This is a genomic window from Deinococcus fonticola, assembly GCF_004634215.1.
Classification (GTDB): domain Bacteria; phylum Deinococcota; class Deinococci; order Deinococcales; family Deinococcaceae; genus Deinococcus; species Deinococcus fonticola.
The window spans coordinates 52,213-68,142 of the sequence record NZ_SMMH01000021.1; the positions used below are offsets into that span (position 1 = coordinate 52,213).

9 protein-coding genes are annotated in these 15,930 nt (G+C 66.0%); 3 read left to right on the forward strand and 6 right to left on the reverse strand.

What is annotated here, in order from left to right; genetic code table 11:
- Positions 1-31: 31 nt before the first annotated feature.
- Complete coding sequence (locus E5Z01_RS12865; RefSeq protein WP_135229726.1) at positions 32-1,201, reverse strand: acetyl-CoA C-acetyltransferase; 1,170 nt, start codon at positions 1,199-1,201, stop codon at positions 32-34.
- 202 nt (positions 1,202-1,403) lie between these two features.
- On the opposite strand from E5Z01_RS12865, the gene E5Z01_RS12870 reads away from it, so the two are divergent.
- Complete coding sequence (locus tag E5Z01_RS12870) at positions 1,404-1,922, forward strand: DUF2975 domain-containing protein (protein WP_135229727.1); 519 nt, start codon at positions 1,404-1,406, stop codon at positions 1,920-1,922.
- Positions 1,922-2,146, forward strand: coding sequence for a helix-turn-helix domain-containing protein (locus E5Z01_RS12875; protein ID WP_135229728.1), 225 nt, complete (start codon positions 1,922-1,924; stop codon positions 2,144-2,146). The genes E5Z01_RS12870 and E5Z01_RS12875 overlap by 1 nt, the downstream gene beginning before the upstream one ends.
- Positions 2,147-2,150: 4 nt before the next feature.
- Here E5Z01_RS12875 and E5Z01_RS12880 read toward each other — a convergent pair whose 3' ends face one another.
- The 5 genes from E5Z01_RS12880 to E5Z01_RS19550 all read right to left on the reverse strand — a co-directional run bounded on the left by E5Z01_RS12880 (position 2,151) and on the right by E5Z01_RS19550 (position 14,057).
- Positions 2,151-3,071 carry a DMT family transporter gene (locus E5Z01_RS12880; protein WP_135229729.1) on the reverse strand — a complete coding sequence of 307 codons (921 nt, stop codon included), beginning with the start codon at positions 3,069-3,071 and terminating at the stop codon, positions 2,151-2,153.
- Positions 3,072-3,147: 76 nt separating this feature from the next.
- On the reverse strand, positions 3,148-5,475 hold the full coding sequence (locus tag E5Z01_RS12885) for an isopeptide-forming domain-containing fimbrial protein (protein ID WP_135229730.1): 2,328 nt from the start codon (positions 5,473-5,475) through the stop codon (positions 3,148-3,150).
- A 20-nt stretch (positions 5,476-5,495) separates the two neighbouring features.
- Positions 5,496-8,819 (reverse strand): TonB-dependent receptor, encoded by a 3,324-nt coding sequence (locus E5Z01_RS12890; RefSeq protein ID WP_240738404.1) that lies wholly within the window; start codon positions 8,817-8,819, stop codon positions 5,496-5,498.
- A 2-nt stretch (positions 8,820-8,821) separates the two neighbouring features.
- The gene (locus tag E5Z01_RS12895) at positions 8,822-11,587 is read right to left on the reverse strand and encodes an isopeptide-forming domain-containing fimbrial protein (RefSeq protein WP_135229731.1); all 2,766 of its coding nucleotides are present in this window, start codon (positions 11,585-11,587) and stop codon (positions 8,822-8,824) included.
- A gap of 157 nt (positions 11,588-11,744) precedes the next feature.
- Complete coding sequence (locus E5Z01_RS19550; protein WP_167757913.1) at positions 11,745-14,057, reverse strand: beta strand repeat-containing protein; 2,313 nt, start codon at positions 14,055-14,057, stop codon at positions 11,745-11,747.
- A gap of 516 nt (positions 14,058-14,573) precedes the next feature.
- Between E5Z01_RS19550 and E5Z01_RS12905 the strand changes: the two genes are divergently transcribed.
- Complete coding sequence (locus tag E5Z01_RS12905) at positions 14,574-15,785, forward strand: vWA domain-containing protein (protein WP_135229732.1); 1,212 nt, start codon at positions 14,574-14,576, stop codon at positions 15,783-15,785.
- Positions 15,786-15,930 lie beyond the last annotated feature (145 nt).

Sequence of the window (15,930 nt, forward strand, 5' to 3'; positions counted from 1 at the left end):
GGGAATTGGGGCCGCCCCTGCCCCACTGCGCTCAGCGCGCCTGAATCACCATGCCGATGCCCATGCCGCCGCCGATGCACAGGCTGGCGACGCCAGTTTGCTGGCCGGTGCGGCGCAGCTGGTGGATCAGGGTCACCAGCACTCGGGCGCCGCTCGCCCCGATGGGGTGCCCCAGCGAAATGGCGCCGCCGGTGATGTTGACTTTGGCAGGGTCGGCTTTCAGGTCGTGCACGACGGCGAGGCTCTGGGCCGAGAAGGCTTCGTTCAGCTCGAACAGGTCGACATCTGCGACAGTCATGCCGGCCTTTTCCAGCGCGACGGGAACGGCGCGGGCGGGGCCGATGCCCATGATGCTGGGATCGACGCCGATGTTGGCGTAGGAAACGATTTCGGCGAGGATGGGCAGGCCGTTCGCCTGGGCGTACTCCTCGGTGGCGATGACCAGCATGGCCGCGCCGTCGTTGATACCGCTGGCGTTCCCGGCAGTCACCGTACCCTCCTTCTTGAAGGCGGGTTTCAGTTTTGCCAGCGCCTCGGCGGTGGTGGCGCGGGGGTACTCGTCCCGGTCGAAGGTGACGGGGCCTTTGCGGCTGGGCACCTCCACGCTGACCAGTTCGTCGGCGAAGTGACCGCCTTCCTGCGCGGCGGCGGCGCGATTCTGGCTTTCCAGCGCGAAGGCGTCCTGCATTTCGCGGGTCAGGTTCCACTGCTCGGCGATGTTCTCGGCGGTGATGCCCATGTGGTACTTGCCGAACACGTCGGTCAGGCCGTCGACCAGAATGCTGTCCTGCACCTCGCCGTGCCCCAGGCGGTAGCCTTCACGGGCCTTGGGAAGCAGGTACGGGGCGCGGGACATGCTCTCGGTGCCGCCCGCCAGGTAGAGTTGCCCGTCGCCGGCTTTCAGGCCCTGCATGGCGCTGACCACGGCCTGCAGGCCGCTGCCGCACATGCGGTTCACGGTGATGCCAGGCACGCTGTCCGGCAGGCCCGCGCCGCGCCCGATCTGCCGGGCGACATTCATGCCCTGTCCCGCCTGCAGGACGTTGCCCACGATCACGTCCGCGATGTCCTCGCCCTTCACGCCGTCCAGCACACCCCGGGCCGCCGCGATGCCCAGTTCGGCGGCGGACACGTCCTTGAGGCCGCCCATGAAACTCCCGATGGGCGTGCGTTTGGCCGCCACGATCACCATTTTTGTCATGCCTTCAGTTTACGGGGCGGGCGTTACAGGGGCAGGTCACTTGCGGGGGGACTTGCCAGGAAACCGCAGAGGTGTATATTGATAAACGATAATATCGAGGAACGATAAACACGGCTGCTTTTCCTGCCAGTGAGGCCACATCCTGACCTCCTACAGCACAGTCGTCCCCACCCACCCCTCGCACCTTCACAGGAGTCACGCCATGTCCCCCAGCCTGTCCACTTCCCTCCCACTCCGGCTACTGGAACTCCTGATTGGTCTGTTCATGCTCCTGACCGCCCTGGGCGTGATTTTCACGCTGGTGAGAATCCTAGGCGGATATTCCTTCAGCCTCACGATCAATGACCAGGCCATTAAGAATCCCGCCGGGTGGATGTACGGCCTGTTCGTGCTGCTTTCGCTGGTGGTGGAATGGATGGCGTGGCTGCTGCTGCGCGTCATTCGGCGGGCGCGACAGGGACAGATTTTCTCGCTGGCGAACGTCCATGACCTGCGCCTGCTGGGCTTCGTGGCGCTACTGTGGTGGCCCGCGCCGCTGCTGCTTCAGCCACTCATCACCGGGGAACTCCGCGCTGGCGGCGACATCAACACCAGCAGCCTGCTCAGCTCCCCGCTGACGGCGGCCCTGATTCTTTTCGTGTTCGCTGAGGTGCTGCGCGAAGGCATGCGCCTGCGTGAATCCGAACAGCACCTGCGCGAAGAACAGGAACTGACGATCTGATGCCCATTCGCGTGAACCTCGACCGGATGCTGGAGAAACGGGGCATGACCCTCTCGGAACTGTCCACGCGCGTGGACATTACCCTGGCGAACCTCAGCATCTTGAAAACCGGGAAGGCCCGCGCCATGCGCTTTAGCACGCTGGACGCCATTTGCCGCACCCTGGAATGCCAGCCCGGAGACCTGCTGGAGTGGGTGGACGGCCCACCTGACCCGGACGAGTAAACAATCAGTCCTCGGCAGCGGGCGTGGGCAGTTCCGCGTGCGGTTGCGGGTCGTTCTTCGTACTCAGCACCGTGGCCAGCACCACCAGCGCCCCGCCCATGAAGCCACGCAACCCCACCCGCTCACCAATCAGGAAGAAGCTGAAGAGGCTGGCCGTCACTGGTTCCAGCGCGTAGATCAGGCTGGCTTCGGCGGCGCTCACGTGCCGCTGCCCGATGGTCTGAAGGAGGGTGGTCACGGCGGTGGCGACCACGCCCAGGTACAGCAGTGGAAGCCAGGCGTCCGGGGGCGGCATGAGCTGACCGGGCGTGGCCAGGAAGGCCCACACCCACGCCAGGACAGTAACTCCGGCCAGTTGCGCCAGCGTGAATGGCAGGGGTTGGTGGCGGTGCGCCATGCGCTCCAGCGTGACGATGAAGGCCGCGTAGGTCACTGCGCAGGCGATGGCCCAGGCGTCCCCGACGACGAAGGCCCCGCCTTCCCAGGAAAGCAGACCCAAGCCGGCCACCGCCAGCGGCAACGCCACCCACAGCGTCAGGGGCATGCGGCGGCGCTGCGTGGTGACCAGCCACACCGGCACCAGCACCACGCTGAGGGCCGTGAAGAAAGCGGCGCGGTTGGCGGTGGTCGTTTGCAGGGCGACCGTCTGCGTGCCGTACCCGGCGATCAGCCACGCGCCCAGAATGAAGCCGTCGCGCCACAGCGAAGGCCGGGCCGCAGACGTCAAGCTCTCCCCCACCGCATTTGTTTTCGAGCGTTGCACCAGCAGCATGGGCAGCAGCGCCAGCGTGGCGATCAGAAAGCGCCAGGCGATCAAAACGGACGGGGGCAGTTCGGCCGTCAGCTGCTTGACCACTGCGAAGGTACTGCCCCAGATGGCCGTGACCAGCACCAGCAGCAGCATGCCGCGCACATGAGGACTCATTCTGACCAGTCTACGCAACACAGCCAAACAGAAAGTCGGGGACGTTTATCACGCCCCCGGAGCCAAAGCAAGCAGTCTATTTGATGGCCGCGCGGAAGCAGAGGACGACCTGGGCACCCGGCGCGAGCGTCAACGCACTCGTCTGGAGCAGCGTGGTTGGGCGGCCCACCGCGTCGGTGGTCGCAGTCTCGCTCACCGTCACCCCGGCGACGGCCGCACCTGGGGCGTCCATGACGCCCTGACGGAGGCTCGCACTGCCGGCCACGAGCTGGGTATTGGCCGGCACCATGTCGCTGACGCGGTAGTTGGAGAGGCTGGTGCTGCCCAGATTGGCCACGTTGATGCAGTATTCCAGCACGTCTCCGGGCAGGCCGGTGGCGGCGCTGGCCCAGGCCGGGGTCAGGCTGCCCTGCGGACCGAGGTTACGCACCTGCTTGAACAGCCGGGTATAGAGCGTGTTCACCGGAACCGAGCCGGAGGCGCTGGGGGCGTTGCCGGCCTGCACGCTGGCCGTGTTCACGATGGCGCTCTGGGCCTGACCGGCCGCCGCTTCCAGGCTGCTGGCCGCGGGTACGTCGACATACACCACCACTGCGCTGCTGGCATTCGGAGCCAGCGTCCCCAGGTTCCAGGTCAGCGTCTGGCCGCTGCGGGTGGTGGGCGGCGTATTGCCACTTTCCGTGTCGGCGTAGGGCAGGCTGGCGGGCAGGGTATCGGTGACCTGCACGCCCGTGGCCGTCACGCCGCTGGTGTTCGTCACCGTGATGGTGTAGCGCAGCCTGGTTGTGCCGGAAGCCAGCGGATACCGGATCAGCGCCTGATCGGCCACCTTGGTCACGCTCAGGGCCGCGCTGGGCGTCACGATGGTCACTGCGGCGCTGCTGGTGTTGTCGCTGGTTATGCTTTCGGCGCTGCCCGTTGTGACGCTGACCGTGTTGTTCAGGCTGCCCAGAACGTCGCCGTTGGCCGTGACCGTGAGGCGGTAGCGCACATTCTGGGAGCCGAGCTGGCTGGCGATGGCATTGGTACCTCCCCAGACCTTGCCGTCGTTGTCCAGTCGGCGGATGGCCGGCAGCGTGATAGAGGTGACGCCGGTCGAGGCGTTGACACTGCTGGTCACGCCGGACAGGGCGGCCCAGGTGCTGCCGCCGTCGTAACTGATCTCGGTACTGCCGTAGGTCAACCCCTTGGGCAGCGTGTCGGTGGTCACTACATTGAGGGCTTCGTAGGCTCCCTGGCTGTTGTCGACGGTCAGGAGGTATTTCAGAGAGTCGCCCACGCGGTAGGTCGTGGCCGCGCCTTCCAGCGCCTTGACAATACGGACGTTGGCGTTCGAGTTGTTCGCCATCAGCACCAGGCTGTGGGCAATCAGCAGTTCGCCGGATGCAGAGTCGATGGTGGCCGTGATGGTGCTGGTGCCGGCCGGGATCACGCTGGTGGGGGCCATCAGCGTGGCAATATCCAGCCCACCTGTCGCCGAGGCAGAAGTATTTGTGGAGCCGGTCTGCTGCGTCACTGTACCGTCCTCGGACTGATTAGACACCAGACCCACAAAAAAGTTAGTGCTGGTACGGTCGGTCGAACTCTGCACCGTCGCAGCGGTACTCAGATCCGATTTCAGCGCCAGGCTGTCCCCCGTGGCGTTGTGATCCCCGTCGGCCACCATGACGCTGACCTTCGAGACGCGGTCAAGGCTGCTGGCGTTAGGAACACTGAAGCCGCTGGCCGTGATGCTTTTGCTGGCGATTCCCGCGCTGCCGCCGATATACTCCAGGCCATCGTAAAAGGAGATGAGCCTGGAGCTTAAGCCGGGATGCTCGTAGACCACGTATAGCGCCCAGGCTCCATGCACTGTGGCGCTTCCACACTGAGAACCATTGATCTGGATGCTCAGCCCATCCATCCGCACGGCGCTGTTGGCCGCCGTCACCGTGGGCATGAGGCTGGTCACGTCGGCAAAAGCGCCCATGCTTCCGCCGTTGCTGTTGGTTCCGGTCCACACCCGGCTGGCGGTGACTGTGCTGGCCACCCCACCGACCGTGAGGGTCACCTGGTTGTCGGCACTGGCCACCGTGTCACTGTTCTGCGAGGCGGCCCAGTACAGGTAAGCAGCCTTGATGGTCGAGCCGGCCGGAACCACCTGGGCCGCCGAACGGTTCGAGCCCAGCAGGGTCGCGTTGTTGGCCACGACTTCGTTGTTGCTGTTGCTGGCGCTGCCCGTGGCCGTCGTACTGTTGCCAGTTTTGATGGTGCAGACGCTGCCGCTATTGCCGTTATTGGTTCGGAAGCTGGCTCCCAGCGCCACGTAATCGAGCCGCCCCGACTGCTGAAAGCGGGGAGTAGCGCTGATCGCCGTATTGGTCTGGGCGTAGGCCGATAGGCTCAGAAAGCCCAAGGCAGGCAAGATATTCCGGATAAGCCGCTTCACTTCTTTCCTCCCAGGGTTTCGTCCACCGTCAGGTCCAGTCGCAGGTACAGGCCCCGCTTGGTATAGCTGCCCGCCGAGGGCAGGCCCTCGAATCCTTTGAAGTTGTACCCGGCGGTCAGCCAGGTGCCGGGCAGGGCGCGGACACTGCCTTCCACGCCGTACCCGAGGGCCTGGTAACCGCTGGCGGGCTGGGCGATCATGCCGCCCCACGCGCCAAAACCGAAGCGGTTGGTGATGTAGGCGGTGCCGCCCAGGTGGGCTTGCCAGGTGAAACTGTCTTTGTCTTTCAGGAGGGTGCGGGTTTCCGCGCCGCCACGCACGGCCCAGGTGGGCTGGCGGTACTCGGCGCTGAATCCGGTGCTCAGTTCGGGGGTATTTCCGGCGAGGGTGCCGTTCGTGTAGCGAACGTAACCGAGGCTGGCAAGGGTGCGGGCGCGGTAGGCGTAGCCGAGGCTGAAACGCTGTCCGTCTTTTTCCTGGCCCAGTTCCATGAGGCCGTCGGCGGTCAGGGTGAGGTTGTCGGTGACGCTGCCGGTAATGCCCGCGCGGGCCACCACGCCGAAGCCCAGGTCGGTCTTGTAACTGACGTCACTGCCGATGGTGGCGCTGACGCGGTCGGTTTTGTAGTTCAGGTCTGCGCCCGCGCCGACTTCGGCGGTGCTGGTGGCGATGTTGTACAGGGTGCTGCCGCGTACGCCCAGGCTCAGGCGCGGGCCGAGGGGCAGGGTGGTCTGGACACTGAAGCGGGCGCGGTTGCCCTGGCCGCTGGCGCTGGGCAATTCGTAGGCGGCGGCGTAGTTGACGTTGCCGATCATGGTGTCGAGGGTCAGGGCAGCGGCGTGACCGACGCCCCAGGTGAGCTTGTCGGTGAAGCCCAGGTTGACGTTGCGGGCCACCCGGAAGGTGGTGCTCAGGTCGGTGGTGGCGTTCAGGTTGCCGCTGATGGGCTGGGTGTGGGTGACGTCAATGTCTACGCGGCCCTGGTGGTAACCGGCGCTGCCGACCAGGCCCAGGCCGTACTGGTCACCGAAAGCGTACTTGCCCCCCAGGCCGGCGCGGAAGGGCGCAAACTGGTAATCGGCGCGGGCGGTGATGCTGCCGCCCTGGCTGGCCTGGCTGGTGGGGGTCGTGGCGGGCAGGGTGGCGGACGGGGCAGCGCCGACCGGCGTGGCCGTCTGGGGCGTGCGGTGGTACTCGGCGTCGATCACGGTGCTGACGCGCTCGGTCAGCCGGGTGGTGGCGGTGGCGGTGACGCTCAGGCCGTCGTTGAAGCGGCCCAGGCCCTGGTAGGTGCCATCCTGGTAACGCAGTTTCGCGCCAAAGCTCTGGCGCGCGGTGGGCTTGCTGCTCAGGTCGGCGCTGACCTGCACGCCGCCGGAGTAGGCCAGCAGGGTGCTGGCCTGGGTGGTGCCGTTGTCGTAGGCGGCGCGCGCGCCCAGGGTCAGCGTGTGGTCGATGTTCACGGCGGCCACGCCGGCGGTGTAATGACGCCCGCTGGTGGTCAGCTGCGCTCCGTAGGCGGGCTGGCGGCTGGCGAGGGGGTCTTGCCGGCGGTAACTGGCGCGAAGCTCCTGCTCGTTCAGGTTCAGGTCGACGTGATCGAGGGCGCGGGCCAGCGTGATGACCCCGCTGCGGTAGTCCAGCACGTAATCGGTGTTGCGCAGCAGGGTCTGGCGTTTCAGTTCCTTGCCGGTGCCGCGTTCCAGCGTCACGAGTTCCAGGGTGTCGCTGCCTTCGCTGATGTTCTGATCCGGCAGGTGAACGACGCGCAGGCCACCGAGTGGCAGGGGCAGGTTGCTGACGCGGTCTTCGGGTACCAGGGCCACGAACCCCGAGACCCGGGTGGGGCCTTTGCTGCTGACGGTCAGGGCCGTCAGTTCCTCGCCGAGCGGCAGGACGTCGATGGGCAGCGCGCTGCGGCGGTAATCGGCGCGGAAACTGGGGTGGTCGTAGGTGAAGGCCAGCGGGTCGAGGCCCTGAAGCGGCACGCTTTCGGTGCTGGCGTCACCGTACACCGGCGAGCGCAGCAGGGTGTTCTCGTCGCGGGGCAGGCCGTCCTTGTCGGCGGCGAGATACAGTTTGCCGCCGGCCAGCGGGCCTTCGTAGTAGGCCTGGGCTTTCCAGCTCAGGCTACTTTGCACGCTGAAAGGGCCATCCAGCCCAGCGGTGACGCTGATCAGGCCGACGCCCACGCGGCTCTGGTCGGGCCGCAGGTCGTAGGTATAACTGGTCTGCTGGGCATCGTGCAGCACGCTCAGGCGCAGGGTGGTGGGGGCCGACTGCGGCTGGAGTTCCAGCACCCCCTCACCGTTCAGGAGTTTCAACTGGTGGCCGCTCTCACCGGGATTGCTGTCGGGCGTAAGGGGTTCCAGGTTGGTCGTCAGCGTGAGGCTGGGCTGCTCGGTGACCTGCCCGAAGGCGTCGAAGGTCTGCATTTTCAGGCGGATGGGGCTGCTGCCGTCGGCGCTGAGTTGCAGGGGCGTGACCACGATGCGGGCGGTGGCGCCCACGCGGCTGACCTTGAGTTGCTGGCCCAGGAAGGAGATGGTGTTGGGGCCACTCCGAATGGGCACGCCCACGTAGGTGAGGCGCTGCACCCCGCGTTCACCGTCCTGCACGTTGGTGCCGATCAGGTCGGCGGAGACCGCCTGGCCGTTGACCGTCAGGGGCGGCACGTCGCCCTGGGGGGCTTCGACAGTGATGCTGATGCGGTCGCGGATGCGAACGACGCTGTCCGCCAGCGGCAGTTTAATGGCCCCTTCGTTTTCTTCAGGGGCCGCCTGCTCGGTGGTGAAAGGCGCGGCGGCGGCCAGATCCTGGGCGTTCAGTTGCCCTTGCAGCAGTTCCTGGCGGTGGCCCGGCAATTCGGCCCTCAGGGCCGGTGGCGGGAGGGCTTCCAACGCGTCGACGTGGCTGAGTTCATAGGTCAGCGTGCCGCGCAGGGCCGTGTCAGCGCGCCGGGTGCCGCTGGGCTCAAAGATCCAGTACAGCGTGCCGCTGGGGCCGCGCAGCGGGTCGGGCAGCGGCTGGCCGTTCAGGCGCGTGCTGCCCGGCAGGTAAGCTGCCCCGGCGGGCAGGGCGTGCGCCACCGTGAGGCGCTGGGCCTGGCCGGGCGCGTCGAAGGGCAGGGTCACGGTGCTGCGGCGCGTCACCGGGGTGGAGGTCAGGGCCGGCGTGGAAGTCAGGGCCGCGTCTTGCCCGCCCGTCGGCTGTCCCGTGGTCTGTCCCATCGTCTGTCCCGTCATCTGTGCCTGCGCGGCGCAGCCGGCCAGCAGCAGGCCGGTCAGGGTCATCAGGGTGCGCTTGGAGCCAGGTTTCACGTCTAGTACCTCCGGACAACCGGGTCGGTGGTGGCCGCACTGGCGGGGCCATTCCACTCGAAGCGGTAGGTGAGAATCGTCTCACCAGCCCTGAGGCTAGTGCCGAGGGTATTGCGGCCTTCTTTCAAGGTGGCTCCCCCCGGCAGGGGGTCGTCCAGCACGAAGTCCGGCAGGTCACGCGGCGAATTGATCTTCAGGGTGACCACGTACCCGCCGTCCACCGCGAACACGCTTTTCTCGATGGTCACGTCACCGACGCTCAGGGTGGTGCGGCGCAGCGCCGCGATGTCGCCGCCCAGCGGGGCCAGCGGGAAGTTCACGCTTGTCAGGCCGCGCACCTGCACGGTCTGGGTGCCGCTCAGGCCGCCGTCCTGCGGCACCTGCAAGGGCGGGGAGGGCGTGGTGTTGGGGTCGAGGCGCAGCGCCCAGGTGCCAAAAGGCACGTTGGAAAAGTGGTAGCGCCCGGCCCGGTCGGTCAGGGCCAGCCGCCCGCTCGCCAGGATCACGCGGGCACGCTCGACGGGTGTGTCGAGGCCGGCGTCGTACAGGCCGTTACGGTTGCGATCCACGAACACCGTGCCGATCAGGTCGCCCAGCGGGGCGAATTTCAGCGGGTCAAGGCGAATGGTGCGCTGGGCGTGGTTGCTGGCGATGGCCCGCGCCGCGCCGCCCGCGCCGACACCCACGACCTGCACCTCGTTCAGCAGGCTGGTGGTGGCGTCGGGCGTAACCCGCATGTCGTACTTGATCACGACCTGCCCACCTGCCGGAATGGTGCCGACCTGCCACTGCAGACTGTCCGTTCGGGTGGGGTCTTGCAGGGCCTGGCCGTCCAGCGTACTGCTGCCCGCCAGGTACTGCAGGCCCTGGGCGGGCGTGTCGGTCACGACGGCGCTCTCAATCGCGGTGGTGGCCGAGGTGTTCTTGATGGTCAGGGTGTACGTGACTCTGTCGCCGTACGTCACGGTGTCGCTGGATACGGTTTTTTGCACGTTGAGGGCCGCATTCCACACCGGGGTGCTGACCTCGTTGCTGCTCAGCGGGGTGGTGAACTCGGTGGAGGTCAGGTTGAAGATGTTTTTCAGGGCTTCGCCGTCCACGGCGCGGGCACTGACACGGGTCACGATGGTCAGCGTGCGGGTTTCGCCGGCGGCCAGTGTCCCCAGGTTCCAGGTCACGGTCTGAGCGCCCGCTTCGCCGCGGACTGTTCCGCCATTCGAGGCCCCTGTCACCTCAAGGTGGGCAGCCACCGGATCGCTGATCACCACGCTATTCAGGGGGCGCGGGTAGGGATTGTGCACGCTGAGGGTGTAGGTGATGGTGTCGCCCACCGCCACGGTCGCGCCGCCCGCGATGGCGCGGGGCTGTCCGCTGGCGTCTTTGCCAGTCGCGGCGTAGGTCTTCTTCAGTTCGGGCAGACCGCTTTGAATGTCACTGACGCGGTCTTTGGTGGTGTTGCGGGTGCCGCGTGCGCCGCTGGCAGTGATCAGGGCTTCCAGCGCGCCCGTCTGGGTGGGCGTGTAACACACCCGCACCAGCGCCGTCTGATTCGGGTCGAGCGGCAGGGGTTGCGCCAGCGCCTGGCCGTCCGCGCCGTACAGGTTGACCTTCGCGCCGCCCTGCGGGTACGTGACCGTGATGGTAAAGGTGTCGCGCACGTCCCCGGTGTTCTGAAGGGTGTGGTCGAAGCACACCTGCTGGCCCACCACCGCGAAGGGCCGGGTCTGGGTGTCGGCGGGCGTGCCCTCGGGGGCCTGCGGTTGCCCCAGCGGACCGATCGCCACGCCCGGCTGATAACGCACATCTACCTGCGCGGTGGCCGCGACGCTGCTGCGGCCCGTGTCGGCGGTGGCGACGTTTTCGATGACCTTGCCGTCGGCACTCTCGGCGGCCCGCATGCGGAAGGTCAGGGTAAGGTGCCCAGCCGGCGCCAGGCTGCCGACCCGCACCCGCACACCACGCACCGGCTGGGTTTCGGCGCTGCTCCAGCTGTGGCCGTCGCTGGTGTACTCCAGCGTGCCCACGCTGGCGCGGGCGCTGCCACTCACGTAACTCAGGCCCTGTGCCAGTTGCCCGGCCAGCAGGTCGGTCAGCACCACCTCACGGCTCTCTCCCTGGCCCTCGTTGCTGGTGCTGACTTCCACGGTGGTTTCCGCGCCCGGTTTCAGCAGGGCCGGCGTAAAGGTCTTATGGATTGTCAGCACCGGGGGCGGGCTGAGGCTAACCATACCGGTCGCCGAGGCGCCCGCCCCAGTCCCGCCGCAGGAGGTGACCAGGTTGATCAGCGCGTCCCCCAGGGCCACGGCACTAGTCTGCACCACCACCAGCAGCTGGGCCTCGGCGTCGGGGGCCAGGGTCACGCTGCTGACCGGTCCTTCCCCGACATCCGGAAGGCCATTGCGGTTCAAGTCCTGGTAAAGCTTCAGGGTGGGGCTGGGGGTCATGCCGGTGCTGAACACGTTCAGGGGCAGGGTGGCCGACGCGTTGCCGGCGTTGGTCAAGGTGAAGCGCAGGGTGGTCTGTTCGCCCGGCAGGAGAGCGGCTTCGGGGCTGCCTGACGGAGTGACACTGACGGCGCACACCGCCTGCACGGTGGTGTAGACCGCGTTGCTCTGCACCGACGACACGCCCTTGTCCCGGGGCGTAAACGTGGCGCTGGACTGGTTAACGATCACCGTGCCAGCGGGCGTGCTGGCCGCCAGGGCCGGGAACGCGGCAGCAAGCACGCCGGTCAGCAGAGCAACTTTGCGGGGGTGAAAACGGGTCACGGGCCTTCTCCTTGAATCGCGGCGCAAGCGGCGTGAGGGGTGGGGGAAGCAGGGTCTCGGAAAACAGGCACTCAAATGTGCCGGAACTCAAAAAAGGAAGTCTGGTGTTAGAAGGGGGCGCACCTGCCCCTGTAGGCAAGGTGCGCCCGGAAAAAGCTCAGTTGACCTTGACGGTAAAGACCAGTTCCATGGTCGAGCCGGCGGGCAGCGCGTCAGGAATGTTGTCGCTGTCGGTATCGGCGGCCACGGCGATGCTGGTGCCAGCGGGCGTGCCGACGGTGGGGGCCGTGGTCGACCAGGTGCCGGCACCGACCTTGTAGATCACGCGGCTGACGGCGGCGCCGTTGACAGTGAGCACCGCACCCTGGAAGGTGGTGTTGGTGGGCACACTGTCGTTCAGGGCGAAGTTGGCGACAGGCGCGTTGTAGTTGTTCTTTCCGATGATCTGGTAGACGATGTTCGTGCCGGGCAGGGCGCTGGTGTTGTTGGCGGTGTAGTTCTGCGGATTGTTGATTCCCGCGTAGGGGGTGCTGCCGGCGCTGGTCTTGCCGTCCTGCACAAACTTGGCCATGGCCACGTTGCCCACCGCGCCGACCTTGATCACTTCGTTGAGGTCGGTCATGGTAATGGTGCTGTAGTTGCCGACGGCCTGCTGTTTGATGGTGTAGTTGCCGGCGACGGTGCCGGTGGGCACGGTCACCACGGCGTACACCACGATCTCCTGACCGGCGGGAACCACCGGGGTCACGAACTTGCCCGCACCGTTGGTGGGCAGCGCCACGCCGCTGCTGTCCACGTAGCTGATGGTCGCGCCGGCGGGCAGGCCGGCCACCGTGGCCGACAGGGTGTAGCTGTCGTTGTACTGGCCCATGTTGGCCACGTCCTTCGCGAAGACGGCCACGTTATCGGTGCTCAGGTTCGGGTCGGTGCTGATGGTGGTGTTGCCACTGGGTACCACCTGTTGCACTGTGGAGGGGGTAGGCACAGCGCCCAGGGTGCTGGTGCCGTTGGTGTTACCGAACTGCGCGGCGGCAGGCAGGATGACGTCCGTGGTGGTGGCGTCAGCGTTGATGTCGGCGTCGTTCAGTGAGTCCGCGCCCACCACGATGGTGATGGCGTTGGTCAGCAGGTTGTCGTTGGCGTCGGGGGTGATGACCTGCGTGCGGAACACGGCGCTGCCGCCGGCCGGGACGGTCAGGGTGGGGTAGGTGGCCCCACTGGCGACGGGGATAGCGGCGTTGGTGTTCGGCGCCAGGAAGATGACCTGAATCCCGCTGGGCAGGGTAAAGACGCCGGTACTGGCGTCGAAGGTCGTGCCGGCCAGCAGTTTGCCGTCGGGGCCGGCGGGGTACAGTTGCACCTGGTCGCTGACCGCGCCGGTGTTCTTGACGTCGTTGGTGAAGTTGATGATATCGGCGTTGCCGGGCTGGTCGTTGGTCTGGCCGGCGGTGGGGACGGTGGTGGGGTTGTTGTCCGCGTCCGCCTTGGGGTAGGCAATCTGCTTGTTGCCGGTCAGGTCGGGCACGATGGGCGTGCCGCCGGAGGTGGGGTCGCCGGGGTTGCTGGGCGTGGACAGGTAGCCCTGGGCGGGGTTGGTGGGGTTGGGGGTGTTGGGGGTGTTGGCGGTCACGGTGGGCACCTGCACCGTTCCCAGGGTGGGCGGCGTGACGGCGGTGGTGCCGTCGGGAGCGGTGGGGTTGGGCGTGTTGGGGTCGTTGGGCGTGGCGCTCAGCGAGGGGTTGAAGGTGGTCAGCTTCACGAACTGGAGGTCGGCGCCCTGGGCGGGTGTGCCGTTGACCGTGGTGTTGCCGTTGATGGTGGTCACGGTCTGGTTCTCGTACAGCTTGCTGCCGGTAGGAATACCGTTCTGTCCGGTGGCGGTGCCCGTGCCGCCCACGGCCCCTTCAGGCGAAGCGCCGTAAGTGGTGTTGGCGGGGGCGTTGACGGGCAGGGTGATGACCTGGGTGATCTTGACCATCCCGGCCGCGCCGGCAGGCAGGGTCACGGTGTAGGTGGTGACGCCGCCGGTGGTGCTGGAGGGCAGGGCATTACCGCTGGCGTCCAGGTAGGTGACGGTCGCGCCGCTGGCACTGCCACTGGTGTTGGCGGTGACCTGCACGGTCAGGGGAGTGTTGCCGTTGTTGACCACGTAGTAGTCGGTGCTGTTGCTCTGGCCGGGGGTGGCGTTGGTGACGGTCTTGGTGGTGTTGCCCAGAGTATTGCCGTCGTTGGTGCCGTCGGCGTACACGATGTCGAAGCCGGGCAGGGGCAGCACGACGGTATCGACGGTGTTGGACTGCACCGGAGTGGCCGCCGTATTGGTGGCGGGATCGGTGAAGGTGGCGGTGGCGGTGTTGCTGATGGTCACGCCCGCGCCGGTGCTGGTGGTGTTGGGGGCGGGGGGGGCAGCGGAGGCGGCGCCAGCGGCCAGGGCGGTCATCAGGGCGAGCAGTTTGGGGTTCAGTTTCATGGGCTTGTTCCTCCGGGGAAATCCTTGGGCGATCTTGACCTGCAGCTTTTTTATTGGACTTGGTCTAACAACACCCTGACTTGCGGCTCTCAGGAGTGTTTGCCCTTATCTGGAGCGCAGGGCAAGCGGGCAACACTCTTATGCCCTGTCTGAACGCCGAATCCTGAGGTGAAGGGCGGCTCAGTGCCTTGCAGCGAGGCTCAAGCTAAGGCAATAGCCCTTACATCGGCCTTAAGCCAGAATGCCCCCAACGGGTGGAAAAAGGCGGCCAAGCGCCCACTTTTCACCTGAGACAACTCAGGAATGAAGGAGGTAGATCAGAAAAAGCAGCGTCACGGAAGCGCTTCCGCAGTTCCACCCATTTCTTACAGTGATGAGGGCAGCTTTAATCTAACCTCAAACTAAATTCCCCCAAATGGGGGTTAAACGACACCTGTCTGTCCGAATATACGGGCCAGATGAGTCTTACAAATCATCCTGCTCGGAAGCGTCATGCTGTAACGCACGGAGGCCCACATGGCGCGAATCACGCGGTACAGCAAATTCGAGGGCGAACTGGATGGGCTTGATTCCAGCGAACTGATGCAGATGATTCAGGAAGCCCTGCTGGGCCAGGGCATGAACGACCCCTACGACCCCGATCCCGATGCACGGCCCAGCATGGACGACCTGTTCGACGCCATTCTGGAAGCCCTGGCCGAACGGGGCATGATTCCCGAAGAACAGCTCATGGAAGCCATGCAGGCCGAGAACATCCGCGAAACGGCGCTGGGTCAGCAGATCGAGCGCCTGATGGACAAACTGCAGCAGGACGGCTTTATCCGCAAGGAATTCGACGACCAGGACGGCCAGGGTGGGAACGGCAACCCCGGCGAGGCGACCTTTCAACTCACCGACAAGAGCATCGATTTCCTGGGTTACAAGAGCCTGCGCGACCTGATGGGCGGCCTGGGGCGCAGCAGCGCCGGCGCGCACGACACCCGCGAGTACGCCAGCGGCGTGGAGATGACCGGCGAACTCAAGAACTACGAGTTCGGCGACACCCTCAACCTGGACACCACCGCTACGCTGGGGAACGTGATTCACAAGGGTTTCGATCAACTTGAGGAATCCGACCTGGTGATCCGCCAGAGCGAGTACAACTCCTCGGCCGCCACGGTGGTGCTGCTCGACTGTTCACACTCCATGATCCTGTACGGCGAAGACCGCTTCACGCCCGCCAAACAGGTCGCGTTGGCCTTGGCGCACCTGATCCGCACGCAGTACCCCGGCGACACCGTGAAATTCGTGCTGTTCCACGACAGCGCCGAGGAAGTCCCGGTGTCCAAGCTCGCGCAGGCGCAGATCGGGCCGTACCACACCAACACCGCCGGCGGCCTGCGCCTCGCGCAGCAACTGCTGAAGCGCGAGAACAAGGACATGAAGCAGATCGTCATGATCACCGACGGGAAACCCAGCGCCCTGACGCTCCCGGACGGCCGCATTTACAAGAACGCCTACGGCCTTGACCCCTACGTCCTGGGCGCGACCCTGCGCGAGGTTGCCAACTGCCGCCGCAGCGGCATTCAGGTCAACACCTTCATGCTCGCCCGCGACCCGGAACTCGTCGGTTTCGTGCGGCGCGTCAGCGAAATGACCAGAGGCAAAGCCTACTTCACCACCCCGCAGAACATCGGCCAGTACGTCCTGATGGACTTCGTGACCAACAAGACAAAACTGGTGAACTGAAGCGTCCTCAGGCTCAGCACCCGACAGTTTCCAAAAATCCCGTCTGGGATGGAGAAAGGAGGTCAATAAAGGCAAGTAGCTGTACCCCACGCTGTTTTTCAGGCTGGCTCCACGCCCGTACCAATTCTCTCAGACCCAAGGTGAT

Coding starts and splice junctions, on each gene's coding strand:
- E5Z01_RS12865 (WP_135229726.1), bottom strand. CDS start 1,201: ATGACAAAAATGGTGATCGTGGCGGCCAAACGCACGCCCATCGGGAGT.
- E5Z01_RS12870 (WP_135229727.1), top strand. CDS start 1,404: ATGTCCCCCAGCCTGTCCACTTCCCTCCCACTCCGGCTACTGGAACTC.
- E5Z01_RS12875 (WP_135229728.1), top strand. CDS start 1,922: ATGCCCATTCGCGTGAACCTCGACCGGATGCTGGAGAAACGGGGCATG.
- E5Z01_RS12880 (WP_135229729.1), bottom strand. CDS start 3,071: ATGAGTCCTCATGTGCGCGGCATGCTGCTGCTGGTGCTGGTCACGGCC.
- E5Z01_RS19550 (WP_167757913.1), bottom strand. CDS start 14,057: ATGAAACTGAACCCCAAACTGCTCGCCCTGATGACCGCCCTGGCCGCT.
- E5Z01_RS12905 (WP_135229732.1), top strand. CDS start 14,574: ATGGCGCGAATCACGCGGTACAGCAAATTCGAGGGCGAACTGGATGGG.